Annotated in this window: 24 protein-coding genes; 9 read left to right on the top strand and 15 right to left on the bottom strand. The window is 64.1% G+C overall.

Features of this window, described 5'->3' with window-relative positions:
• Positions 1–2: 2 nt before the first annotated feature.
• The 12 genes from ccoG to ACWBU6_RS01365 form a co-directional block, all read right to left on the bottom strand.
• Positions 3–1,370: a cytochrome c oxidase accessory protein CcoG gene (ccoG, locus tag ACWBU6_RS01420; RefSeq protein WP_452647113.1), complete on the bottom strand. Its 1,368-nt coding sequence runs from the start codon at positions 1,368–1,370 to the stop codon at positions 3–5.
• A gap of 15 nt (positions 1,371–1,385) precedes the next feature.
• Positions 1,386–2,318 (bottom strand): cytochrome-c oxidase, cbb3-type subunit III, encoded by a 933-nt coding sequence (gene ccoP / locus ACWBU6_RS01415; protein ID WP_452647112.1) that lies wholly within the window; start codon positions 2,316–2,318, stop codon positions 1,386–1,388.
• Positions 2,311–2,457, bottom strand: a complete 147-nt coding sequence (locus ACWBU6_RS01410; RefSeq protein WP_452647111.1) for a cbb3-type cytochrome oxidase subunit 3 — start codon at positions 2,455–2,457, stop codon at positions 2,311–2,313. The genes ccoP and ACWBU6_RS01410 overlap by 8 nt, the downstream gene beginning before the upstream one ends.
• A 1-nt stretch (position 2,458) precedes the next feature.
• Positions 2,459–3,073: a cytochrome-c oxidase, cbb3-type subunit II gene (ccoO, locus tag ACWBU6_RS01405; RefSeq protein WP_452649641.1), complete on the bottom strand. Its 615-nt coding sequence runs from the start codon at positions 3,071–3,073 to the stop codon at positions 2,459–2,461.
• Positions 3,074–3,094: 21 nt separating this feature from the next.
• Positions 3,095–4,519: a cytochrome-c oxidase, cbb3-type subunit I gene (ccoN, locus tag ACWBU6_RS01400; protein ID WP_452647110.1), complete on the bottom strand. Its 1,425-nt coding sequence runs from the start codon at positions 4,517–4,519 to the stop codon at positions 3,095–3,097.
• Positions 4,520–4,597: 78 nt separating this feature from the next.
• Positions 4,598–4,744 carry a cbb3-type cytochrome oxidase assembly protein CcoS gene (ccoS, locus tag ACWBU6_RS01395; protein WP_452647109.1) on the bottom strand — a complete coding sequence of 49 codons (147 nt, stop codon included), beginning with the start codon at positions 4,742–4,744 and terminating at the stop codon, positions 4,598–4,600.
• Between the two features lie 4 nt (positions 4,745–4,748).
• Entirely contained in the window at positions 4,749–7,238 is a 2,490-nt protein-coding gene (locus ACWBU6_RS01390) for a heavy metal translocating P-type ATPase (protein WP_452647108.1), read from the bottom strand.
• Positions 7,235–8,074 carry a sulfite exporter TauE/SafE family protein gene (locus ACWBU6_RS01385; RefSeq protein WP_452647107.1) on the bottom strand — a complete coding sequence of 280 codons (840 nt, stop codon included), beginning with the start codon at positions 8,072–8,074 and terminating at the stop codon, positions 7,235–7,237. The genes ACWBU6_RS01390 and ACWBU6_RS01385 overlap by 4 nt, the downstream gene beginning before the upstream one ends.
• Before the next feature lie 7 nt (positions 8,075–8,081).
• Entirely contained in the window at positions 8,082–9,512 is a 1,431-nt protein-coding gene (gene hemN, locus ACWBU6_RS01380) for an oxygen-independent coproporphyrinogen III oxidase (protein ID WP_452647106.1), read from the bottom strand.
• 17 nt (positions 9,513–9,529) lie between these two features.
• On the bottom strand, positions 9,530–11,182 hold the full coding sequence (locus tag ACWBU6_RS01375; protein WP_452647105.1) for a methyl-accepting chemotaxis protein: 1,653 nt from the start codon (positions 11,180–11,182) through the stop codon (positions 9,530–9,532).
• A 110-nt stretch (positions 11,183–11,292) separates the two neighbouring features.
• Complete coding sequence (gene yiaA, locus ACWBU6_RS01370) at positions 11,293–11,700, bottom strand: inner membrane protein YiaA (RefSeq protein ID WP_452647104.1); 408 nt, start codon at positions 11,698–11,700, stop codon at positions 11,293–11,295.
• A gap of 44 nt (positions 11,701–11,744) precedes the next feature.
• Complete coding sequence (locus ACWBU6_RS01365; protein ID WP_452647103.1) at positions 11,745–12,674, bottom strand: DUF808 domain-containing protein; 930 nt, start codon at positions 12,672–12,674, stop codon at positions 11,745–11,747.
• A 107-nt stretch (positions 12,675–12,781) separates the two neighbouring features.
• On the opposite strand from ACWBU6_RS01365, the gene ACWBU6_RS01360 reads away from it, so the two are divergent.
• From ACWBU6_RS01360 to ACWBU6_RS01350, 3 genes are all read left to right on the top strand, one after another.
• Complete coding sequence (locus ACWBU6_RS01360; protein ID WP_452647102.1) at positions 12,782–13,423, top strand: LysE family transporter; 642 nt, start codon at positions 12,782–12,784, stop codon at positions 13,421–13,423.
• Positions 13,420–13,611 carry a DUF1653 domain-containing protein gene (locus tag ACWBU6_RS01355; protein ID WP_452647101.1) on the top strand — a complete coding sequence of 64 codons (192 nt, stop codon included), beginning with the start codon at positions 13,420–13,422 and terminating at the stop codon, positions 13,609–13,611. The genes ACWBU6_RS01360 and ACWBU6_RS01355 overlap by 4 nt, the downstream gene beginning before the upstream one ends.
• Before the next feature lie 89 nt (positions 13,612–13,700).
• The gene (locus ACWBU6_RS01350; protein ID WP_452647100.1) at positions 13,701–15,542 is read left to right on the top strand and encodes a DUF6600 domain-containing protein; all 1,842 of its coding nucleotides are present in this window, start codon (positions 13,701–13,703) and stop codon (positions 15,540–15,542) included.
• 44 nt (positions 15,543–15,586) lie between these two features.
• Here ACWBU6_RS01350 and ACWBU6_RS01345 read toward each other — a convergent pair whose 3' ends face one another.
• Positions 15,587–16,075: a phage regulatory CII family protein gene (locus ACWBU6_RS01345; protein WP_452647099.1), complete on the bottom strand. Its 489-nt coding sequence runs from the start codon at positions 16,073–16,075 to the stop codon at positions 15,587–15,589.
• A gap of 73 nt (positions 16,076–16,148) precedes the next feature.
• Entirely contained in the window at positions 16,149–16,286 is a 138-nt protein-coding gene (locus ACWBU6_RS01340; protein WP_452647098.1) for a hypothetical protein, read from the bottom strand.
• A gap of 90 nt (positions 16,287–16,376) precedes the next feature.
• On the opposite strand from ACWBU6_RS01340, the gene ACWBU6_RS01335 reads away from it, so the two are divergent.
• The 4 genes from ACWBU6_RS01335 (at position 16,377) to ACWBU6_RS01320 (ending at position 18,725) form a co-directional block, all read left to right on the top strand.
• The gene (locus ACWBU6_RS01335; RefSeq protein WP_452647097.1) at positions 16,377–16,721 is read left to right on the top strand and encodes a hypothetical protein; all 345 of its coding nucleotides are present in this window, start codon (positions 16,377–16,379) and stop codon (positions 16,719–16,721) included.
• A 4-nt stretch (positions 16,722–16,725) separates the two neighbouring features.
• A complete protein-coding gene (locus ACWBU6_RS01330; protein WP_452647096.1) occupies positions 16,726–17,517 on the top strand; it encodes a DUF2491 family protein in 792 nt (263 codons plus the stop codon).
• Positions 17,518–17,557: 40 nt separating this feature from the next.
• Positions 17,558–18,331, top strand: a complete 774-nt coding sequence (locus ACWBU6_RS01325) for a hypothetical protein (RefSeq protein ID WP_452647095.1) — start codon at positions 17,558–17,560, stop codon at positions 18,329–18,331.
• 118 nt (positions 18,332–18,449) lie between these two features.
• Positions 18,450–18,725 carry an HP0495 family protein gene (locus tag ACWBU6_RS01320; protein WP_452649640.1) on the top strand — a complete coding sequence of 92 codons (276 nt, stop codon included), beginning with the start codon at positions 18,450–18,452 and terminating at the stop codon, positions 18,723–18,725.
• Here the strand turns inward: ACWBU6_RS01320 and gcvA are convergent.
• Positions 18,709–19,602, bottom strand: coding sequence for a transcriptional regulator GcvA (gene gcvA, locus ACWBU6_RS01315; protein ID WP_452647094.1), 894 nt, complete (start codon positions 19,600–19,602; stop codon positions 18,709–18,711). The two genes, ACWBU6_RS01320 and gcvA, sit on opposite strands and share 17 nt — an antisense overlap.
• A gap of 105 nt (positions 19,603–19,707) precedes the next feature.
• Between gcvA and yfcF the strand changes: the two genes are divergently transcribed.
• The gene (gene yfcF / locus ACWBU6_RS01310; protein ID WP_452647093.1) at positions 19,708–20,337 is read left to right on the top strand and encodes a glutathione transferase; all 630 of its coding nucleotides are present in this window, start codon (positions 19,708–19,710) and stop codon (positions 20,335–20,337) included.
• An 86-nt stretch (positions 20,338–20,423) separates the two neighbouring features.
• Complete coding sequence (gene lipB, locus ACWBU6_RS01305) at positions 20,424–21,092, top strand: lipoyl(octanoyl) transferase LipB (protein WP_452647092.1); 669 nt, start codon at positions 20,424–20,426, stop codon at positions 21,090–21,092.

Below are 21,092 nucleotides of genomic sequence, written 5' to 3'. Positions count from 1 at the left end.
CCTTAACGCGGCACGATGAATACCGCTTTTTCCTTGACGGCCAGCGATGGATCATCCAATGCCGTCAGCTCGACCGCAATCTTGTTGGAACCGGTTTCGCCCTTGCCGTGATCCACGCGCAGCCGGATCGGCACAGCGCGGGTCTCGGTCGGGCCCACTTCCACGGTGTCCGGCACGGCCACCTGCAGCGTATCGATGCCGCTGGCGCGGATGCGGTAGGTATGGCTTTGCTCGGTGGTGTTCATGATCTGCAGGCGGTACACGTTCTCGATCATGCCGTTCTCCACTTCGCGCCCCATCGAGCCGCGGTCGCGGATCACGTCCATCTTCAGCGGCGTGCGCAATGCCAGGGTGGTGAACACCGCCACGATGAACAGCAACAGGCCGCCGGTGTACAACAGCACGCGCGGGCGCATCACGCGTTTGCGGATCTCTTTTGAGCTCAAGCCATGCGCCATGGCGCGGTCGGTGCTGTAGCGGATCAGGCCGCGTGGCTGCCCGATCTTGTCCATCACGATGTCGCAGGCGTCGATGCAGGCGGCGCAGCCGATGCATTCGTACTGCAGGCCCTTGCGGATATCGATGCCGGTCGGGCAGACCTGCACGCACAGCGAGCAGTCGATGCAAGAGCCATCCGATTTCGGGCCGCGCGGTTCGCCGCGCTTTTCATCGTAGGTGATGATCAGCGTGTCGCGGTCGAACATCGCGCTCTGGAAACGGGCGTACGGGCACATGTACTTGCACACCTGTTCGCGCAGCCAGCCGGCATTGCCGTAGGTGGCAAGGCTGTAGAACAGCACCCAGAAGGTTTCCCATGGGCCGAAGTTGAACGTCTGCGCTTCCCTGGCGAGATTGTGCAGGGGCGAGAAATAGCTGACAAAGGTGAAACCGGTCCACAAGGCCAGCAGCGCCCAGGCAAGATGCTTGCCGCCCTTGCGCCAGGCTTTGTTGAACGACATCGGCTCTTTCGCAAGGCGCATCTGCGCGCTGCGCGGACCTTCGAACCTGCGCTCGATCCACAGGAACATCTCGGTGTAGACCGTTTGCGGGCATGAGAAGCCGCACCATACGCGGCCCGCGACCGCCGTGACCAGGAACAGGCCCCAGGCACAGGCGATCAGCATGGCCGCCAGGTAGATGAAATCCTGCGGCCACAAGACCAGGCCAAAGATGTAGAACTTGCGCGCCATCAGGTCGAACAGGATGGCCTGGCGGCCGTTCCATTGCAGCCAGGGCGCTCCATAGAAGACCAGTTGCGTCAGGACCAGGCAGATCCAGCGCAGCTTCTGGTAATGGCCTTTCACCTCGCGCGGGAAAATGTCCTCGCGCTTGGCGTACATCTTGATGACTTGTGGTGCGGGGGCGTTCATAAGACTACCTTACTGCTACTTCATCGCTGTGACTGGAGGGTTGGACAGGCCCCACACGTAGGCGGACAGCACATGCACTTTGCCTTCGCCGAGGAAGTCTTCAAAGGCCGGCATGGTGTTGTTGCGCCCCTTGCGGATGGTTTCCATGATGCTCTCGGCGCTGCCGCCGTACAGCCAGGTCTTGTCGCTCAGGTTAGGCGCCCCCAGCATCGGGTTGCCTTTGCCGCCGGCGCCGTGACAGGCCATGCAGGCGCTGAACTTCGACTTGCCCATGACCGACTTGATCGGGTCGTGCGTGCTGTCCGACAGGCTCAGGACGTACTGCGCCACGTTCTCGATATCCTTCTCCGAACCCACAGCTGCACCCATTGCAGGCATCACGCCGTGGCGGCCTTTCATGATGGTCAGCTTGATGGTGTCGGGATCGCCGCCGTGCAGCCAGTCCTTGTCGGCCAGGTTCGGGTAGCCCTTGTTGCCGCGCGCATCGGAACCGTGGCACTGCGCGCAGTAGGTCAGGAACAGGCGTTCGCCGATGGCATGCGCCTGCGGGTCTGCCGCTACGGCTTTCAGGTCCTGGCCCTTGTACTTGTCGAACAGCGGACCGTAGTCCTTCTCGGCCTTGGCCAGTTCCTCCTTGTGCTCCTTGGCCGAAGTCCAGCCCAGCGAGCCCTGGTAGCTGCCCAGGCCCGGGTACAGCCACAGATAGCCGATGGCGAAGGCGATCGTCAGGTAGAACAGCCACATCCACCAGCGCGGCATCGGCGTATTCAGCTCGGTCAGGTCCTCATCCCAGATATGGCCGGTGGTACCGACCTTGCCGTCCACCGATTTGAGGGCTGAACCCTTGACGGACGACTGCGACCACAGCAGCACGCCGCAGCCGACGATGCCGATGACGGTCAGGACGACGACGTACAGGTTCCAGAATTCGCTGGTGAAATCAGCCATGGTCCTTCTCCTCGTCCGCGAAAGGCAGCTTGGCCGCCTCCTCCCAGTTGCCGCGCTGGGCCCACCATACGATGCCGAGGAAGGTGATGAAGGAAACCACCGTCATCACATTGCTCGCATTGCCAAAAAAGTTTTCCATTTCAGTTCCTCGTCTTGATCAGGGTGCCCAGGCCTTGCAGGTAAGCCACCAGTGCATCCTCTTCCGTCTTGTTGGCCAGTTCGGCCGGCGCGGCGGCGATTTCCTCTTCCGTGTACGGATCGCCCATGCGTTTGAGCGCGCGCATCTTCGGCACCACTTCCTCCGGCTTCAGCTTGGTCTTGGCCAGCCACGGGTAGTTGGGCATGTTCGATTCCGGCACCACGTCGCGCGGGTTGTTCAGGTGGGTGCGGTGCCACTCGTCGGAGTAGCGCCCGCCCACGCGCGCCAGGTCGGGACCGGTGCGCTTGGAGCCCCACTGGAATGGGCGGTCATAGACGAACTCGCCCGCCACCGAGTAATGGCCGTAACGCTCGGTCTCGGCGCGGAACGGGCGCACCATCTGCGAGTGGCAGGTGTAGCACCCTTCGCGCACATAGATGTCGCGGCCGGTCAGGCGCAGCGCGGAGTAAGGCTTCAGGCCCGCCACCGGCTCGGTGGTCGACTTCTGGAAGAACAGCGGAATGATCTCCACTGCGCCACCCACCGAGACCACCAGCGTCACCAGGACGATCAGCAGCCAGGGATTCTTCTCAATCCATTCATGGGAAAATTTCATCATTTGCTCCGATATGCTCCGTTACGCCGCGAGGCTCATTTCAGGGATGCGCGCACGCGGGGTTTCGCGGCCTTTCAAGGTCATCCAGGCGTTGTAGGCCATGACGCACATGCCGGCCAGGTACAGCAGGCCGCCGACCACGCGCACAACGTAGTACGGGTAGCTGGCCTTGACGCTTTCCACGAAGGTGTAGGTCAGGGTGCCGTCGGCGTTGACTGCGCGCCACATCAGGCCTTGCATCACGCCGGCGATCCACAGGGCGGCGATGTACAGCACGACGCCGATGGTGGCGACCCAGAAGTGCACGTCGATCAGTTTGGTCGAGTACATCTTGTCCTGGCCGGCCAGGCGCGGGATCAGGTAATAGATCGAGCCCATGGTGATGAAGCCGACCCAGCCCAGCGCGCCGCCGTGAACGTGGGCGATACCCCAGTCGGTGTAGTGCGACAGCGCGTTGACGGTCTTGATCGACATCATCGGGCCTTCGAAGGTGGCCATGCCGTAGAAGGACAGGGACACGATCATCAGCTTCAGGATCGGATCGGTGCGCAGCTTGTGCCATGCGCCGGAGAGGGTCATGATGCCGTTGATCATGCCGCCCCAGCTTGGCGCCAGCAGGATCAGGGAGAACACCATGCCCAGCGACTGCGCCCAGTCGGGCAGCGCGGTGTAGTGCAGGTGGTGCGGGCCGGCCCACATATAGGTGAAGATCAGCGCCCAGAAGTGCACGATGGACAGCTTGTAGGAGTACACGGGACGTTCGGCCTGTTTCGGGATGAAGTAGTACACCATGCCCAGGTAGCCGGCGGTCAGGATGAAGCCGACCGCATTGTGGCCGTACCACCACTGGATCATGGCATCCTGCACGCCGGTGTACATGGAATAGGACTTGAACAGCGAGGCAGGCATGGACATCGAGTTCACCACGTGCAGCAGGGTCACCGCCAGGATGTAGCCGCCGAAAAACCAGTTGGCGACGTAGATGTGCTTGACCTTGCGCTTGATGATGGTGCCGAAGAAGACTACCGCGTAGCTCACCCAGACCAGGGCGATCAGGATCGAGATCGGCCATTCCAGCTCAGCGTATTCCTTGCCGCGCGTGAAACCCATCGGCAGGGTGACCACGGCAGCCAGGATCACGGCTTGCCAGCCCCAGAAGGTGAAGGCCGCCAGCTTGTCGGAGAACAGGCGGACCTGGCAGGTGCGCTGGACCACGTAGTAGGACGTGGCGAACAGGCCGCTGATGCCGAAGGCGAAAATCACTGCATTGGTGTGCAGGGGACGCAGGCGGCCATAGGTCAGCCAGGGAATGTCCAGGTTGAGGGCGGGCCAGGCAAGCTGGGCGGCGATGATGACGCCGACCAGCATGCCTACAACGCCCCACAGTATGGTGGCGATCGCGAATTGCTTCACGACCTTGTAGTTGTAGTCCAGTGATTGATCCACTTTGAATTCTCCAGGCAGACACTTTGATGAGATATGTCAAAGGTTACCGAGGAGCACTTCAAAAAAACATGACGTGGATCAAATCCGGTCATTGTCCTGTAAAACCCGCATTGCAGGGCCTACAAGATCGTCAAACTGGCCATCGTCCGAGGCCTTGAAAAACAGCCACAGCGCGCCGAACACCAGGCCGACGCTGACGGGTATGAGAAGGTACAGCGATTCCATTTTTCTAACCCCTGCGCAAACGGAGCGCATTGAGAACGACGAAGGCGGAGCTGGCCGCCATGCCCACGCCGGACAGCCATGGGTTCAGCAAACCGAAGGCTGCTGCCGGAATGGCAACTATGTTGTACAGCGTGGCCCAGGCCAGGTTCTGGCGGATCACGCGCATGGTTTTGCCGGCGCTGCCGGCCGTTTCCGCCAGCAGCGGCAGGCGGGCATCGAGCAGCACGCAGTCGGCATGTACCTGCGCCAGGGTCGCGCCGCCGCCCATTGCGAAAGAGACATCGGCTGCGCGCAGGACTGCGGCATCGTTGATGCCGTCGCCGACCATTGCCACCACGCCGCCGCGCGCCTGCAGCGCCTGCACATACGCCAGCTTTTCGTCCGGCAGGCAGTCGCCGATAGCTTCCTTGATGCCCAGCTGGCGCGCGACGCTTGCGGCCAGCGCCTGCTGGTCGCCGCTCAGCAGCACGACTTCCTTGCCGAGCCGCTGGAAGTATTCGACCGTCCGGCGTGCATCCGGCCGCAGCGCATCCGCGACCAGGAAGCGCCCCAGCCAACGGCCTTGCATGCCCAGCCACACGGCCGTCATTGGCGCCGCGTCGCCTGCGCCGGCGAACGGCGCCAGGCCCGTTGACGCTGCCGGGCTGCCGGCGATGCCGGCTACATAGGCCGCGGTGCCGAGGCGATAGCGGACACCGTTGACCATGCCTTCCATGCCCTGGCCGGCCAGCTCCTGCAAGCCCGAGGCGCCTGCCGCGCCCGCGCCATGAGCGTCAGCGGCACTGCTGATGGCCCGCGCGATCGGGTGCGCACTGCCGGCTTCGAGTGCGGCGGCCACCCGCAGGATGCCAATCATCCTTGCCCCATCGATCGCGTCGACGTTCTGCACGGTTGGCCGCCCTTCGGTCAGCGTGCCGGTCTTGTCGAACACGATATGCGTGGCTCTATGCAGGGTTTCCAGGACATGCGGTTGCACGATCAGCGCTCCTTTGCCGAGCAAGCGGTCGGTCGCCGCAGCCAGTGCCGACGGCGTGGCCAGCGACAAGGCGCAGGGGCAGGACACTACCAGCACCGCAATCGCTACCGGCCATGCACGCGCGGCGTCGTGCCAGGTCCAGAAGCCAAAGCTGGCTGCCGCAAACAGCAGCAGCGCCGCCACGAACCAGGACGCAGTGCGGTCGGCCCATTGCGCGATCCGCGGCTTGGCGCCGCCGGCGCGTTCGATCAGCTTGAGCAAGCCGGCCAGTGTGCTTTCCCGCGCGGTCTTTTCCACGCGCAGCACCACCGGGCTGCCCGCATTGACTGCGCCGCCGGGAACGGCATCGCCGACAGCCTTGCGCTGCGGGGCGCTCTCGCCCGTCAGCAGCGACAGGTCGACGGCCGTGCTGCCTTCCACCACGACGCAATCGGCAGCCACGGCCTCGCCGCCCCTGACGATGATATGGTCACCGGCGGCAAGCGCATTGGCGGGGACGGTGGTGGCTTCGCGCAGGTCTGGCCATGCGGCCAGCCGCTGCGCCATCTCCGGCACCGCATGGCGCAGGCGCGCCAGGGCGCTGGCCGCTTTGCGGCGCGCCACCATTTCCAGGTAGCGGCTGGCCAGCAGCAGGAAAATGAACATGGTGACCGAGTCGTAATACACCTCGCCCGAGCCGCGGAAAGTCGATACCGCGCTGCCGATGAAGGCCGCCATGATGCCCAGCGCCACCGGCACGTCCATGCCCGGCACGCGGGCTTTCAGGCTGGCCCAGGCGCCTTTCAGGAAGGGCTGGGCGGAGTAGGCAATGGCGGGCAGCGTCAGCATCAGGCTGGCCCAGCGCATCAGGCTTGCCATGCCGGCGTCAAGCGTACCGTCATCGCCGGCCATGTATTCGGGAGCCACGTACATCATCACCTGCATCATCGACAGGCCCGCCACGAAGAGCTGGCGGCCCAGCGTACGGCTGGCCTTCTGCAGCTGTGCGTCGTGGCGGGTGGTGTCATAGGGCCAGGCGTTGTAGCCGATGCTGCGCACCGCTTCCAACAGCGCAGCAGCCGTGGTTTTGCCCCTGTGCCAGCGGATGAACAGCTTTTCCGTGGCAACGTTGAGGTTGGCCTGCTGGACGCCGTCGACCTGGCGCAGGCGGTGCTCGATCAGCCATACGCAGGCCGCGCAGCGGATGCCTTCCACCAGCAGGGTGGTCTCACGCGCATCGCCGTCGTCGACGATGTTCGGATCGTCTTCAGGCAGCGCCAATGCGGCCGGTAGCAGGACCGCCGTGCCTGCCGCGTCACCCGCCTCGTCGGCGCCATCCGGTTTCCCGGCCGGCGCAGCGAAGCCGGTCCGCTCGCGGTAATAGCTCGTCTGGCCGATATCGACAATGGTCTGCGCGACGGCGGCGCAGCCAGGACAGCACATCGCGCGTTCCACGCCTTCAATGTTCACATGCCAGTTGGCGCTTGCCGCAACCGGCTGGCCGCAATGGAAGCAGGCGGCAATCTCATTCATCATCATGGCTGCACCGCCAGGCAAAGCGCATCGAACCATGCATGCCGGCCGCCGCCGGCCGCGCGGGCCAGTCCCAGCACGCCGAAAGCCAGCACCAGCAAGCCGCAGGCGATGCGCACCGCGCGCTTCTGAAGGTATTGGCGCAGCCTGGCGCCCGCCATGCCCATCGCCAGCAGCATCGGCAGCGTACCCAGGCCGAAGGCGCCCATCACCAGCGCGCCGTCCAGCGCGGAGCCGGACAGCATGGCGGCCAGCAGCATGCTGTAGACCATGCCGCACGGTACCCAGCCCCACAGGCCGCCGAGTGCAAGCGCCTTCAAAGGCGTATCCATGGGAAGCAGCAGCTTGACCAGCGGCTGCACACGGCGCCACAGCATGCCGCCTGCCGCTTCCAGGCGGGCCAGCCCGCGCCACGCGTCCATCAGGTAAAGGCCTATGGCGACCAGCATCAGGTTGGCCATCCAGTAGGCAACCGCTTGCGCCGACGCCATCGATGCCAGGCCGGCGATGCTGCCGGCGATACCGCCCGCGGCCGCGCCGGCCAGCATATAGCTGCCAATGCGGCCGGTGTTATAGGCCAGCACGTAGCCGAGCGCGGCGGCGTTGGCGCCGGCCCATGCGGTCATTGCGGAAGCGCCAGCGGCAGGTACGCCACCTGCCCCAGCGCCTGCTGCTGCGGGTACCCCCTCTCCCGTGCCGGCGCGCGCGATCGGGATCACGCGCGTGCGTGCCGGCACGGCGCAAGGCCCGCCAACGCTGAACGCGCTGACGATGCCGCCGCACATGCCGGCGCAATGCACGCTGCCGGCAAGGCCGGCAATCAGGATGGGGAGCAGGTTCATGGCCTCCTCAAATGGTGCGCGAGAAGCGCAACGTATGTACCTGGCCCGGCGCCGTTCCGGCGGCACGGTCGGCAGCCAGGTGGCGGTCGAAGACCATGCAGATATTGCGGATCAGCAGGCGGCCCTTCGGCGTGACCGAGATCCAGTCGTCCTCGATTGCCAGCAAGCCGTCGCGCTCGAACTCGCGCAGCTTCTCCAGTTCCTTGGCGAAGTACTGCTTGAAGCGGATCGGATAACCCAGTTCCAGCGCGGAAATCGACAGCTCGAAGTTGCACATCAGGTTCTGGATCACCATGCGGCGCAGCAGGTCGTCGTTGTCCATTGCGTAGCCGCGTGCGACCGGCAGGCGGCCCTCGTCCAGGCGCGCATAGTATCCGTCCAGGGTCTTCTCGTTCTGGCTGTAGGTGCCGTTCACCGAGCTGATGGCCGACACGCCCAGCGCCACCAGGTCGGTTTCGGCGTGGGTCGAGTAGCCCTGGAAGTTGCGGTGCAGGCGGCCCTGGCGCTGCGCCACCGCCAGGTCGTCATCCGGCTTGGCGAAATGGTCCATGCCGATGTAGACGTAGCCGGCCTTGGTCAGGCGGTCGATGCACAGGGCAAGCATGTCCAGTTTCACGGCCGGCGTTGGCAGTTCGTCTTCCGCGATGCGGCGCTGCGGCTTGAACAGGTGCGGCATGTGCGCGTAGTTGTACAGCGCAATACGGTCAGGGTTGGCTTCGATCACCTTGTCCATGGTGGCCTGCATGGTCGTCATGCTTTGTTTCGGCAGGCCATAAATCAGGTCGACGCTGATCGAACGGAAGCCGGCATCGCGCGCAGCCTGGATCACGGCCAGCGTCTCTTCAGCAGGCTGGATGCGGTTGACGGCCTTCTGCACTTCCGGATCGAAGTCCTGCACACCCATGCTGACGCGGTTGAAGCCCTGCTTGCGCAGGGTATGAATGCGCTCCGCGTCGACGGTGCGCGGATCGATCTCGATCGAGTACTCGCCCTCCTCATCCGGGGCGAACGCGAAATGCTTGCGCATGTGGGCCAGCAGCTCGCCCATCTGCTCGTCGCTCAGGTAGGTCGGGGTGCCGCCGCCGAAATGGAGCTGCTCCACGCGGTTCATGCCGGCGAACAGCTTGCCCTGCATATCGATTTCCTGCTTCAGGTAGCCGAGGTAGGTCACTGCCTTGCTGCGGTCCTTGGTCACCACCTTGTTGCAGGCGCAGTAGTAGCAGACTACGTTGCAGAACGGGATATGCACATACAGCGACAGCGGTGCACGCGCGCCGCGCATGCGCAGGTTCGCTTGTGCCTCGAGGAAGCTGGAGTAGCCGAAGTCCGGCTTGAAGCGGTCGGCCGTCGGGTACGAGGTGTAGCGCGGGCCGGAAGTGCTCATGCGGCTGATCAGCTCTGCATCAAACTGTACGGATGGTTCTGCGAAGTTGTTCATGATTTTCTCGTTCGGTATCAGGCTGCGAGGCGTTTAGGCGCCTGGCGGGTTTGCTGCGCGCCGCGTGCCGGACTGACAGCCGCCAGGCGCGCGTGGCGGGTGCGTTCAAACTTGAACAGGCTGAAAGCGTCGCGCAGGTGGCCGGCTTCGTCGGCCAGGCTGAGCGCGGCGGCGGCAGCTTCCTCGACCAGGCCGGCGTTTTGCTGCGTCACCTGGTCCATGTGGTTGACGGCCTGGTTGACCTGGTCCACGCCGATGCTCTGTTCGCGCGATGCAGTGGAGATTTCGTGCATGATGGTGGTGACCTGCTTGACCGAATTCACCACCTGCTCCATGGTGGCGCCGGCGCGCTGCGCACGCTCCATGCCGGTGCTGACTTTGGCCACCGAGATTTCGATCAGGTGCTTGATGTCCTTGGCTGCCGCGGAAGAGCGCTGCGCCAGGCTGCGCACCTCGCCCGCCACCACGGCGAAGCCACGGCCCTGCTCACCGGCGCGCGCTGCTTCGACAGCGGCATTCAGCGCCAGGATATTGGTCTGGAAAGCGATGCCTTCGATCAGGCCGATGATGTCGACCACGCGTTTGGACGAAGCGTTGATCTCGTCCATCGTCGCGATCACTTCCGACACGATCTCGCCGCCCTGCACCGCCACCTCGGACGCGCTGACCGCCAGCTCGTTCGCTTCCATCGAGTTTTCTGCATTCGCCTTCACTGTCGAAGAGAATTCCTCGATACTGGAGGCGGTCTTCTCCAGGCTGGCTGCCTGCGATTCGGTACGGCCGGCCAGGTCGGCATTGCCGGCGGCAATCTCCTGGGTCGCTACCGCCATGGCGTCGATATTGAAGCGCACATCGCGGATGGTGGCGATCAGGTTGTTGTTCATCTGCTGCAAGGCGCGCAGCAGCTGGCCCACTTCGTCGGTGCTGTCGGTATCGAAGGAGCCGGTCAGGTCGCCGGCCGCGATCAGGCGGGCGCCATCGAGGGCGCGCCCCAGCGGCTGCAGCATGCCGGTGCGCAGCGTGTACCAGAGGAAGACGTTGATCAGGAACCCGAAGGCGGTGGCGCCGAAGATGCCCCAGCGCGTCAGCTCGCTGCTGCCGTCGGCAAACAGCGCGGCGAGGCAGACGGCGATCTGCAGCACATTGACCACGCTGGTGGCCAGCCAGATGCGCATGGCCAGTGACACATGGCCCAGGCGCGCCGCCACGTTCGACAGGCCCAGGCGCACGATCTGCCCATTCTTGATGCGGATATTGCGGGCGCCGGCACTGATCTTGCGGTACGCCTCGGTTGCTGCAGCGATCTGGCGACGCCCGGCCTTGGTGCGCACCGACATGTAGCCGGTGGTGCGGCCGTTTTCCTTGATCGGCGTGATGTTCGCCTTGACCCAGTAGAAGTCGCCATTCTTGCAGCGGTTCTTCACCAGGCCGGTCCACGGGATGCCGGCGCGTATCGTTTGCCACAGGTCGGCAAACGCTTCCGGCGGCATGTCCGGGTGGCGGATGATGTTTTGCGGCTGGCCAATCAGCTCGGCGGCGGAGAAGCCGCTGATATGCTCGAAGTAAGGATTTACGTAGACGATATTGCCTTCCAGGTCAGTCTTGGAGACGATCGCCTGGTCTTCGTCCAGCTCAACTTCCTGATTGCTTACCGGTAAATTCTTACGCATCGCGCGCCCCCTGTTGATTTTCTTGCCATAACGCAAGATCACAGGGATAAGTCTAGGGACTTAGGCGCGCTTTTTTAATGATGTAGATCAAATCTGGCCGGGTTGACCGGTCAGGCCACTTTCTCGGGGGGGACCGCGCTGTCACGCACGTTCTTCTGTACCGCGACCGCAGCGAACAGGCTCAAGGCGAAAGCCATGCCATAAAAGCCTTTTTCGCTGGGCGCCAGCGTGGCATTCCACAGGCCAACCGTCAGCAGCAAGATGGCGGACGCCGTCGAGATCCAGCACAGGCCGAAGTACATATTCGTCACGCGGATTCCTTCGACCTTGTCGCGCACCGACTTTTGCAGCGATACGGCCGCGAACAAGCCGTATAGCAGCAGGGTCAGGTAATAGCCCTTCTCGTTCAGCGGCATTTGTGCATTCCACAGGCCGGTGAGGAAGGCGCCGGCGCCCAGCAGCAGGGCGGTCCAGGAAGCGCCGACAAAGGCGCCGGAGGGGCGGTTATGGGTCGACATGAGGTCTCCTTGTTGAAAATGACAGTGTGCGGCCAGGCTGCTGCTTAGCGCTTGAGCGCGCTCAACAGTTTGCCGACGACGGTCACGATGGCCAGCACGATGCCGCCGGCGATCACGCCGCCAATGGCGTCCAGCACGGACGGGGTCACGGCAGCCAGCAGGGGACCGACGCCGCCTACCGAGCCGGCCGCTTCAGCCGCGTGGTGGATCACATCATGTGCGCCCGGGATGCCGTGGGTCAGGATGCCGCCGCCGACCATGAACATGGCCACCGTACCGGCCACCGACAGGAATTTCATGAGCTTGGGCGCTGCGCTCAGCAAGACACGGCCCAGGGCCTGGACGCCGGCGCCGGCGCGCTTGGTCAGGTAGAGGCCGGCATCGTCCATCTTCACGATGCCGGCCACCAGGCCGTAAACGCCCACCGTCATCACGGCGGCGATGCCGACCAGCACAGTTACCTGCTGCATGAAGGTCGCGGTAGCCACGGTGCCGAGGGCGATCACGATGATTTCGGCCGACAGGATGAAGTCGGTACGCACGGCGCCCTTGATCTTTTCCTTTTCCATTGCCACAACATCAACACTCTGGTTCGCCTCAAGCAATTCCTGATGGTGCTGCTCGTCTTCCGCTTTCGAGTGCAACAGCTTGTGGGCGATCTTCTCGAAGCCCTCGAAGCACAGGTAGGCGCCGCCCAGCATCAGCAGCGGCGTGATTGCCCACGGCGCGAAATAGCTGATTGCCAGCGCAGCAGGCACCAGGATCGCCTTGTTGATCATCGAACCCTTCGCTACTGCCCAGACAACAGGCAGTTCACGGTCGGCTTGCACGCCGGCGACCTGTTGCGCGTTCAGCGCCAGGTCGTCGCCCAGCACACCCGCGGTTTTCTTGACTGCCACCTTGCTCATGGCAGCCACGTCATCCAGGATGGTGGCAATATCGTCGATCAATGCAAGCAGGCTGGAACCGGCCATTCGTATAACTCCAAAGAAAAATTACAGGAACGACAATCTAACACGCCGGCGCTGCGAGCGGCCACTTACAACGCTACAATGAACGCTTTATTCGTCGGTAATCGGCCATGATTTTCACCACCTGGATCACCTTTGTCATCGCGGCCTGCATCATTGCCGTGTCGCCCGGCTCGGGCGCAGTGCTGTCGATGTCGCATGGCTTGTCCTACGGCGTGAAGCGCACCTCTGCCACCATCCTCGGCTTGCAACTGGGTTTGCTGCTGGTGCTGGCGATTGCCGGCGCAGGTGTCGGTTCCCTGCTGCTCGCCTCGGAATTCGCCTTCAGCGTGGTGAAGACCGTCGGCGCCCTCTACCTGATCTGGCTGGGTATCAGCCAGTGGCGGGCCCGGATCGCCACCGGCGAAGGCATCCAGGCTGCGCAGGCCGCGCTGCCCTCTTTCCGCAAGCGCTTCATGACCGGCTTCCTGACCAATGCCACCAACCCGAAAGGCATCATCTTCATGGTGGCCGTGCTGCCGCAGTTCATCAACCAGGATGCACCGGTCGTGCCGCAGCTGGCCATCCTGGCCGCCACGATGTTCGTGATCGACCTGGTGGTGATGCACAGCTACGCCTTCCTGGCCTCGTCGATGCAGCGCTTTTTCCGTGAATCTTCTGCCATCAAGATGCAAAATCGCGTATTCGGCGGTCTTCTGATGTTTATGGGCGGCGCCCTGTTCTTCGTCAAGCGTGGCGGGGCGCAGGCATGACGACCCGCTTCCGGCATTACAAAGGCGGCATTTACGAGCTGGTGTGCGAAGCCACGCTGGAATCCGACCTCAGCACGATGATTGTGTACAAGGCCGCCAACGGCTCGATCTGGTGCCGCCCGCGCGAAGTGTTCTTCGAAATCATCGAAGTCGATGGCAAAAAGGTGCAGCGTTTCACCCCCATTTGAAATTATTTGTAACTTGCGTCCTCGCCAAAGGGGTTCAGGCGTTATATAAAAACAAAAACGCCCCAGAACGTTCTCTTGGAGAGATAGAAATGAGCCGCAAGATCGTGCAGTTCCTGATGCTGGCAGCCCTGGTCGCCGCGACCTCGGTCGCCATGGCCGATCCACCCGCCCGGGTGGGACGGGTTACCGTCACCGAAGGCCGGGTCACCATGCTTGTCAATGGCGAGGAAGAATCCGGCAACCTGATGAACTGGCCGGTCACCAGCGAAAACCACCTGACCACTGCCCCCGGCGCCCGCGCCGAATTCCGTGTCGGCTCCGCTGCCGTGCGCCTGGACGGCGATTCCGACCTGGAAGTGCAGGAACTCGATGATGACCGCCTGGTGCTGCGCCTGAATTACGGTACCGCCGCCGTGCGCGTGCGCGATCCGGGCACGCTCAACGGATTCGCATTCCTCACGCCGCAAGCGCGCGTTACGCTGACCGAACCGGGTTCCTTCCGCATCGACACCGAGCGCGCCCCCGAGACCACGGTGGTCAATGTCGCTGCCGGCAATGTGCGTGTGGAAGGCGCCGGCACCATGCTGACAGCGCGTGCCGGCAAACGCGTGGAAGTGCGGGGCGACGACATCTTTACCGCGCTGGCCAGGCGTGATGATTTCGACAACTGGGTCGCCAGCCGCGACCGCCGCGACGAAGGTGTGGTCGCGTCGCGTTATGTGCCGTCCGACATGACCGGCTACGAGGACCTGGACAATTACGGCAACTGGGTCGAGGACCGCGAGTACGGCACCGTCTGGTTCCCGCGCGCGGTGCCGGCCGGCTGGGCCCCTTACCGCGACGGCCGCTGGGTCTGGATCGCGCCCTGGGGCTGGACCTGGGTCGACAATTCGCCCTGGGGCTATGCACCGTTCCACTACGGCCGCTGGGTCGTCGTGAGCGGGCGCTGGTGCTGGACGCCGGGCCGCGTGGTTGGCCGTCCGGTGTGGTCGCCGGCGCTGGTGGGCTGGGTCGGCGGCAGCAACTGGAGCGTGAGCTTCGGTGCCGGCCACGCGGGGCCGGCCGTGGGCTGGTATCCGCTGAGCCCGCGCGACCGCTATGTGCCGGCCTACCGCGTGTCGTCGGATTTCGAGCGCCGCCTGATCTGGCATCATCGCACCAACGAACGCTGGCATGAGCGTTACCGCGACCGCGACCACGATGGCCGCCGCGACGGCGTGACCGCCCTGCCGAGCGACCACTGGGGCCGCGGCCGCCATATTCCGGTGCACAACGGCGCGCGCGTCACGCCGCAGGATGTACGCAATGTGCCGGTCATGACCGCGCCGCCCGTGCTGTCGTCCAGCCTGCAGCGTCCGCCCCAGCGCCAGGAGTGGCAGCAGAACCGTGACGGCCGCTTTAACCGTGATCGCTACGACCGCTTCAACCGCGACCGCAACACGGACCGCCAGGAGCAGCCACGCCAGCCGTTGCTGCAGACCCAGCCGCAGCAACCCCAGCAGATCACGTCGCAGCCACAGCCGCCACGCGGGCACTGGACACGGACCGACAACGACGAGCGTGACAGCTGGCGCGGCCGCACGATGCGCGACGAGCCGCGCCGCCCAGGCATCGTCACCGCGACTCAGCAGCCGCCACAGCTGCAAGTGGCCCCGCCGCAAATGCAGCAGCCACCGCAGCGCATGGAACAGCCGCGCCACGAGCCGCGCTTCGGCGGGGGCGAGCGCGAGGACCGCGGCCGCCGCGAAATGCCGCAGGTGCAGATGGCGCCGGCCCGTCCGGCGCAAATGTCGCCACCGCCGCAACAGGCCCAGCCGCAACTGCAAATGCAGCCTCAGCATTCCCAACCGCAGCAACAGCACCAGCAGCAGCGGCGTGAAGCGCGCGAGCGCCTGCAAGAGCGCCAGGACAACGAAGGAAACCGCCGCTAAGGCAGCGAACTCCACTAAGCCAGCCCCTGAGAAGGCTGGCTTTTTTATTTCCCGTTCTTGGCGCGCTGGCGAATGCGCTCACGCCACTCGCCCAGCGCCGACAGCGCGCCGTGGAATTCGCGCTCGATCAAATCGGCTTCCGCCTCGGTCACCTTGCCATCGAGCAGGGCCGCCGACACCGCCTCCGCTACCGCGCCCACCTGGGCCATCACCTTGCACACGGTCTGCGACAAGTCGTCGCTGCTCACCTCATCCGGGATCGGGACGATGAAGGCGGCCATGCCATGCCGCGTCAGCAGCGCATGCAGCGGCAGCATGGCTTCATGCACGCCGGCCTTGTGGCACAAGTCCACGATGGTGGAAACCTCCTCGAAGGAAGGGTAATGCGAGGCGATGGTCGGCGACAGCTTGTTGCGCAGCACATTGGCGGAAATGCCCATTTGCTGCGCAATGGCCTCGATACCGCCGGGGTAGGTGCGCGCCACCTTGTAGAGCGCGTCGTGCTGGTTCATGTCCAGGTATTTCTTCGTCATGGTGAAGCGGGCCTCTTTTTACCGATGCAGTCGGATTGTTTGAAAGATATTCTGATTTTCATCGAAAGTTTAACTACCTGACAACGGTGAAATTCATGTCCCAGCGCACTCGCTTCGCGGCCGTCATGGCAATCGTGGCGGCAATTGTAGTCGCCAGCACGGCCGATGCCCCGGCGGCCGCAGCGGCAGCGATGGCGGTTATGCCCAGCACGGCGCCCCCAGTCGCAGCTCGACCAGCGCGCCTGCCCCGGTAGTCGTCCGCGACAGCAGCAATGGTTGGCTGTGGGGCATCGGCGGCTTCATGCTGGGCCGCGCCGCAAGCGGCCACGCAGCACCGGCCCCTGCGGCCCAGCCGGCACCGGTGCCGGCAGCAACGGCCCACGCTGATGCCAGCGGCAACACCGGCGCCATGGCAAACGCAGCCGGAGCAAGCGACATCGCAGGTGCCGTCGTGGCGCTGGCCCGCCAGCCGCAAATGCAAGCCCCGGCCGCCAGGCCTGCTGCCCAGGAGTCGAGCACCCTGGCCAAGCTGGCGCTAGCGCTGCTGATCGGCGGCCTGGTCTGGCTGGCCTGGAGGGCCTTCCGCCTGATGGCCGGGGCACAGGATGTGAAAAAGAACGCTAACTACTCTTTTGAAAGGAACTAAGAAGATGGGCTGGAAAGACGCCATCGACTACTTGCGCAGTGGTGCCAGGCGCCGCGGAACCGACCGCGCCGCGCCGCAGCCGGAAGACCGCGGCCTGCCCCTGGCAGCCCGGGTCGGCAGCGTGGTGAACCTGCAGGCTTCGCCCCTGCTGCGCGCCAGCGCCAGCGGTTCCCTGGTCGCGCTGCCGGAGGCGGACGACAAGCGGATCCTCGCCATTTCCCAGTTCCAGCTGGCGCTGGCTGGCCGCCTGTATCGCTATTACCTGGCCAAGGGCGATGAAGACGGGCGCGAGAAGTTCCTCCAGCTCTATGTGGATGAACACGGCGCGGTGCAAGAGATCCTGTACTGCACCCAGCTGGTGCGTTTCATCCCCACCACTGCGGCAGACCAGGACGCCTTTACCGGCGCCGATGGCTGCGGCCTGGGCGACCTGCATTTCAGCCTGTGGCGCAGCCAGCTTGAGGAAAGCGGGGCCGACGGCGCAGTGCTGGCAACCGCCTTCGGCGACCGGCAAGCGCTGGACTTCGAACGCGATGCCGGCGCCCCCGATGCAGGTTTCGTCCCGCCCTTCAGGGGCACCGAAACCCGCATCGACGAAGCCAGCGGCATGCAGGGCCTGAAGCAGGAGCTGTACTTCATGCCCTACGCCCGCCAACTGGGCGATGGGAGCAAGGAATACCTGCTGGTCACGACGGAGATCCTCCAGAGCGTGAACGGCGATGCAAGCAAACGCGGAATTCACGTCGACTTCGTGGTGGGAATTCCGGTGGAGCAGGAACGGCTGGTCATCCAGTAAATGACCGCCGCCTATCGAACTTAAAGAAAGGATGCAAAAAATGAGCAACGCGAATGGCTGGGCCCTGACTGCACGGCTGATTTCCAAACACTTTGGCGCCCTGGGCGACCGCGTGTCGGAAGCGATCGCCAGTTTTGACCCGGAAACGGCGACCGAGGCCGACCGCGACCGCCTGGCCGATACCCTGCGCAGCGCCGCCCAGAAGCTGGCCCAGGCGCGCGCCGCCTTCAACAAGGAACGGGACGACGTGGTCCGCCTGCGCAAGCTGATCGAAACCGATGAGAAAGCCAGCGGCACCCTGGCCGAACGCCTGGCCGCCGGCCAGATCTCCGAAGCGACGATCAACCTGTTCTGCGACGAGCTGGAAGCCAATAAGGGCCGCCTGCCGCAGGAAATCCAGGAAGAGGCCGATGCCCAGGCCTATATGGATGAACTGCAGAAGATCGTCGATGCCCTGTCGCAGCAACTGGCCGACTTCGACGCCGCAGCCAAAAAAGCGATGCAAGCGCTGGCCCAGGCCAAGGCCCGGCGCGAATTGCAGGAAGTGCGCGCCGAGCGCCAGAGCCAGCTTGCCAGCCTGTCGGGCATGCGCGGCAACACCAGCGCCCTGAACGCGCTGACCAGGCGCGCCCAGCAGATCAGCAACGAAGCCGAAGGCATGAAGATCGTCTCCGACATCGGCCAGCGCCCTTACGACCAGGCCGCCGAAATCGAAGCAATCCGCAAATCGGTCGCCGGCCCGGCGAATGGCAGCGAATCAGCCCTGGAACGCCTGCAGCGCCTGTCGCACAAGGCGCCTGCCGCAGCGGCCTGAGCCCCCGCTTGAAATATGGCCCGCAGGGGCCACATAGGTAAGGATGTAAAATGGAACCCGGCGCACTCGCACCGCGCCGGGTCTTTTTTTTTGTTGTTACCAGATTGGAAAAATCATGATGAATCCCATCCCGCCTGAAGAGTCCCTCATCGAGTACCCGAGCGACTTCCCGATCAAGGTGATGGGCGCTACGCACGATGCCTTCGCCCTCACGATCATTGAAGTGGTGGTCGCGCACGACCCGACTTTCCACGAAGGAAAAATGGAATCGCGTCCGTCGGCAAAGGGCAATTACACCAGCCTGACCTGCACCGTGCGCGCCACCAGCCGCGAGCAGCTCGACAATATCTATCGCGCCCTGTCCGGCCACCCGATGGTCAAGATGGTGCTTTAAGGAGCTGGCTGCGGGCGATTTCCGCCTTCAGCCACGCGCGGAACGCCCGCACCTGCGGTTTCTGCAGGGCGGCGGGCGGACTGACCAGGTAGTAATCATCCGGGCATGGCGAGGCGATATCGAAGAGCCGCACCAGTTGTCCCGACGCAATTTCCTGCATCGCCACCACATGGCGCACCAGCGCCACCCCGTCGCCGTCGACGGCGGAGCGGATCAGCATCGACAAGTCCTCGAACATCACGCCGCCGGATGGCTCCGGCAAGTCCAGCCCGGCCACCCGGAACCACGGCGCCCAGGGTTCGTTTGAGCGCAGCAAGGTTGCCTTCGCCAAGTCCTGTGGGCAAGCCGGCAGCTGTCCACCGCGATAGCGAGGACTTACTGCAGGGTAGTAGATCTCCCCGATCAGCCGCTCGACATCCAACCCCGGATACTTGCCGCGCCCGAAGCGGATGCCGACATCGATGCCCTCCCGCACCAGGTCCTGCAATGCGCCGCTGGCCTGCAGGATCACCTCGATGGTTGGATGCTGCTCGATGAATTGCCCCAGCCGGGGCGCCAGCCAACGCGCCGCAAACGAAGGAATCGCCGTCACGCTCAGGCGCTGCACGCCCTCCGGCGGCCGCAGCTCGGCCGCGCCATCCGCCAGCTCGGTCAGGCAGCGCGCCACCGTGGCCGCATAGCGCCGCGCCTCCGGCGTCGCCGTCACCTGGCGCCCGTTACGGACGAATAACTGCACGCCCAGTTCCTCCTCCAGCCCGCGCACCTGGTGGCTGATCGCGCCATGCGTCAGGCAAAGCTCGGCCGCCGCCCGCGAGAAGTTCTCGTGGCGTACCGCCGCCTCGAAGGCGCGCAGGGCGGACAAATTCGGCGAACGCATATCGATGTGAGGAAAATTAGCAAGGCCGTAGAAAATATATCGTTTTGGCAAGCGTGAAGCAAGGCATACCATGTGAATAAACATAACCAAGCCGGAGCCTCTGCCATGAGCCTGAAACTGTATGTGGACAGCCAGTTCACCAGCCCCTACGCCATTTCCGCCTTTGTCGCGCTGCGCGAAAAAGGCCTGGATTTCGAGATGGAGACCGTGGACCTGGAAGCGGGCAAGAATAAGGAACTGTCCTATACCGGCAAGGCCCTGACCGGCCGCGTGCCCTGCCTGGTGCACAACGAGTTCATGCTGACCGAGTCCAGCGCCATTACCGAATACCTGGACGAGATGTTTCCAGCCCCCGAGCACCGTGCCCTGTACCCGGTGCTGCCGCAGAAACGCGCTGTCGCCCGCCAGATCCAGGCGTGGGTGCGCAGCGACCTGGGCGCACTGAGGGAAGAACGCAGCACCTACACGGTGTTCTACCGCCGCGCCGAACAGCCGCTGTCCCCCGCCGCCCAGGCGGCGGCGGATAAGCTGGTGCACCTGGCCGAACGCGTGATCGACGGCCCCTGCCTGTTTGGCCGCTGGTGCATCGCCGATACCGACCTCGCCATCATGCTGAGCCGCCTGGTGATGAACGGCGATCCGGTGCCGCAAAAGCTCAAGGATTACGTGGCGCACCAATGGCAGCGGGAGTCCCTGCAAGATTGGCTAAAGAACATCAACCTGATGCCAGCATAAGGAAATCGGCATAAAACTGCTTAGTCATTAAGCAGCGCAAGGGCTGGCCCGGTATAATGGCGGGGCTTTTCCCGACCTGTATCCCTATGCCTATCCAGCCGGCGGTGATCCGCCATCTCGGCCAAGCCGAATACGAGCCAACTTTCGCAGCGATGCGCGCCTTTACCGACGCGCGCCAGGAAGATACGCCCGACGAACTGTGGATCGTCGAGCACCCGCCCGTCTATACGCTGGGCCTGGGCGCCGACCGCGGCCACCTGCTGGCCGGCGCCATGTCGATCCCCACGGTGCAGACCGACCGCGGCGGCGAAGTGACCTTCCACGGTCCCGGCCAGGTCGTGATCTACCTGATGATGGACCTGCGCCGCAACAAGAAGGGCGGCAAGCTGTACGCCCGCCAGTTCGTCAACAAGATCGAAGAAGCGATCATCAATGTGCTGGCCGCGTATAATCTCGCCGGTGAGCGCATCGAAGGTGCGCCCGGCATCTATATCGCAAACGGCCCGAAAAAAGGCGCCAAGATCGCCGCCCTCGGCCTGAAGGTGCGCGGCAACGGCTGCACCTACCACGGCGTATCGCTGAACGTGGGCATGGACCTGGCCCCTTTCACCTGGATCAATCCCTGCGGTTACGCAGGCCTGGAAACCATCGACATGCGTTCGATGGGCGTGGATGTCCCGCTGGCCGATGTCCAGCAGGCCCTGGCCGATGAGCTGGTTCGCCAGCTGCAGGTGGCCGAACCCGAATTAACCTGA

It is taken from the genome of Pseudoduganella sp. HUAS MS19, from assembly GCF_053615455.1.
The sequence above is the reverse complement of the archived record's forward strand: the minus strand, read 5'-3'. Positions and strand labels throughout refer to the sequence as shown.

Coding starts and splice junctions, on each gene's coding strand:
- ACWBU6_RS01345 (WP_452647099.1), bottom strand. CDS start 16,075: ATGACGAAGAAATACCTGGACATGAACCAGCACGACGCGCTCTACAAG.
- gcvA (WP_452647094.1), bottom strand. CDS start 19,602: ATGCGTTCGCCGAATTTGTCCGCCCTGCGCGCCTTCGAGGCGGCGGTA.
- ACWBU6_RS01410 (WP_452647111.1), bottom strand. CDS start 2,457: ATGGAAAACTTTTTTGGCAATGCGAGCAATGTGATGACGGTGGTTTCC.
- ACWBU6_RS01360 (WP_452647102.1), top strand. CDS start 12,782: ATGATTTTCACCACCTGGATCACCTTTGTCATCGCGGCCTGCATCATT.
- ccoO (WP_452649641.1), bottom strand. CDS start 3,073: ATGAAATTTTCCCATGAATGGATTGAGAAGAATCCCTGGCTGCTGATC.
- yfcF (WP_452647093.1), top strand. CDS start 19,708: ATGAGCCTGAAACTGTATGTGGACAGCCAGTTCACCAGCCCCTACGCC.
- ACWBU6_RS01385 (WP_452647107.1), bottom strand. CDS start 8,074: ATGAACCTGCTCCCCATCCTGATTGCCGGCCTTGCCGGCAGCGTGCAT.
- ACWBU6_RS01330 (WP_452647096.1), top strand. CDS start 16,726: ATGGGCTGGAAAGACGCCATCGACTACTTGCGCAGTGGTGCCAGGCGC.
- ccoG (WP_452647113.1), bottom strand. CDS start 1,370: ATGAACGCCCCCGCACCACAAGTCATCAAGATGTACGCCAAGCGCGAG.
- ACWBU6_RS01335 (WP_452647097.1), top strand. CDS start 16,377: ATGCTGGGCCGCGCCGCAAGCGGCCACGCAGCACCGGCCCCTGCGGCC.
- ACWBU6_RS01325 (WP_452647095.1), top strand. CDS start 17,558: ATGAGCAACGCGAATGGCTGGGCCCTGACTGCACGGCTGATTTCCAAA.
- hemN (WP_452647106.1), bottom strand. CDS start 9,512: ATGAACAACTTCGCAGAACCATCCGTACAGTTTGATGCAGAGCTGATC.
- yiaA (WP_452647104.1), bottom strand. CDS start 11,700: ATGTCGACCCATAACCGCCCCTCCGGCGCCTTTGTCGGCGCTTCCTGG.
- ACWBU6_RS01375 (WP_452647105.1), bottom strand. CDS start 11,182: ATGCGTAAGAATTTACCGGTAAGCAATCAGGAAGTTGAGCTGGACGAA.
- ccoS (WP_452647109.1), bottom strand. CDS start 4,744: ATGGAATCGCTGTACCTTCTCATACCCGTCAGCGTCGGCCTGGTGTTC.
- ACWBU6_RS01355 (WP_452647101.1), top strand. CDS start 13,420: ATGACGACCCGCTTCCGGCATTACAAAGGCGGCATTTACGAGCTGGTG.
- ccoP (WP_452647112.1), bottom strand. CDS start 2,318: ATGGCTGATTTCACCAGCGAATTCTGGAACCTGTACGTCGTCGTCCTG.
- ACWBU6_RS01320 (WP_452649640.1), top strand. CDS start 18,450: ATGAATCCCATCCCGCCTGAAGAGTCCCTCATCGAGTACCCGAGCGAC.
- ACWBU6_RS01350 (WP_452647100.1), top strand. CDS start 13,701: ATGAGCCGCAAGATCGTGCAGTTCCTGATGCTGGCAGCCCTGGTCGCC.
- lipB (WP_452647092.1), top strand. CDS start 20,424: ATGCCTATCCAGCCGGCGGTGATCCGCCATCTCGGCCAAGCCGAATAC.
- ACWBU6_RS01365 (WP_452647103.1), bottom strand. CDS start 12,674: ATGGCCGGTTCCAGCCTGCTTGCATTGATCGACGATATTGCCACCATC.
- ACWBU6_RS01390 (WP_452647108.1), bottom strand. CDS start 7,238: ATGATGATGAATGAGATTGCCGCCTGCTTCCATTGCGGCCAGCCGGTT.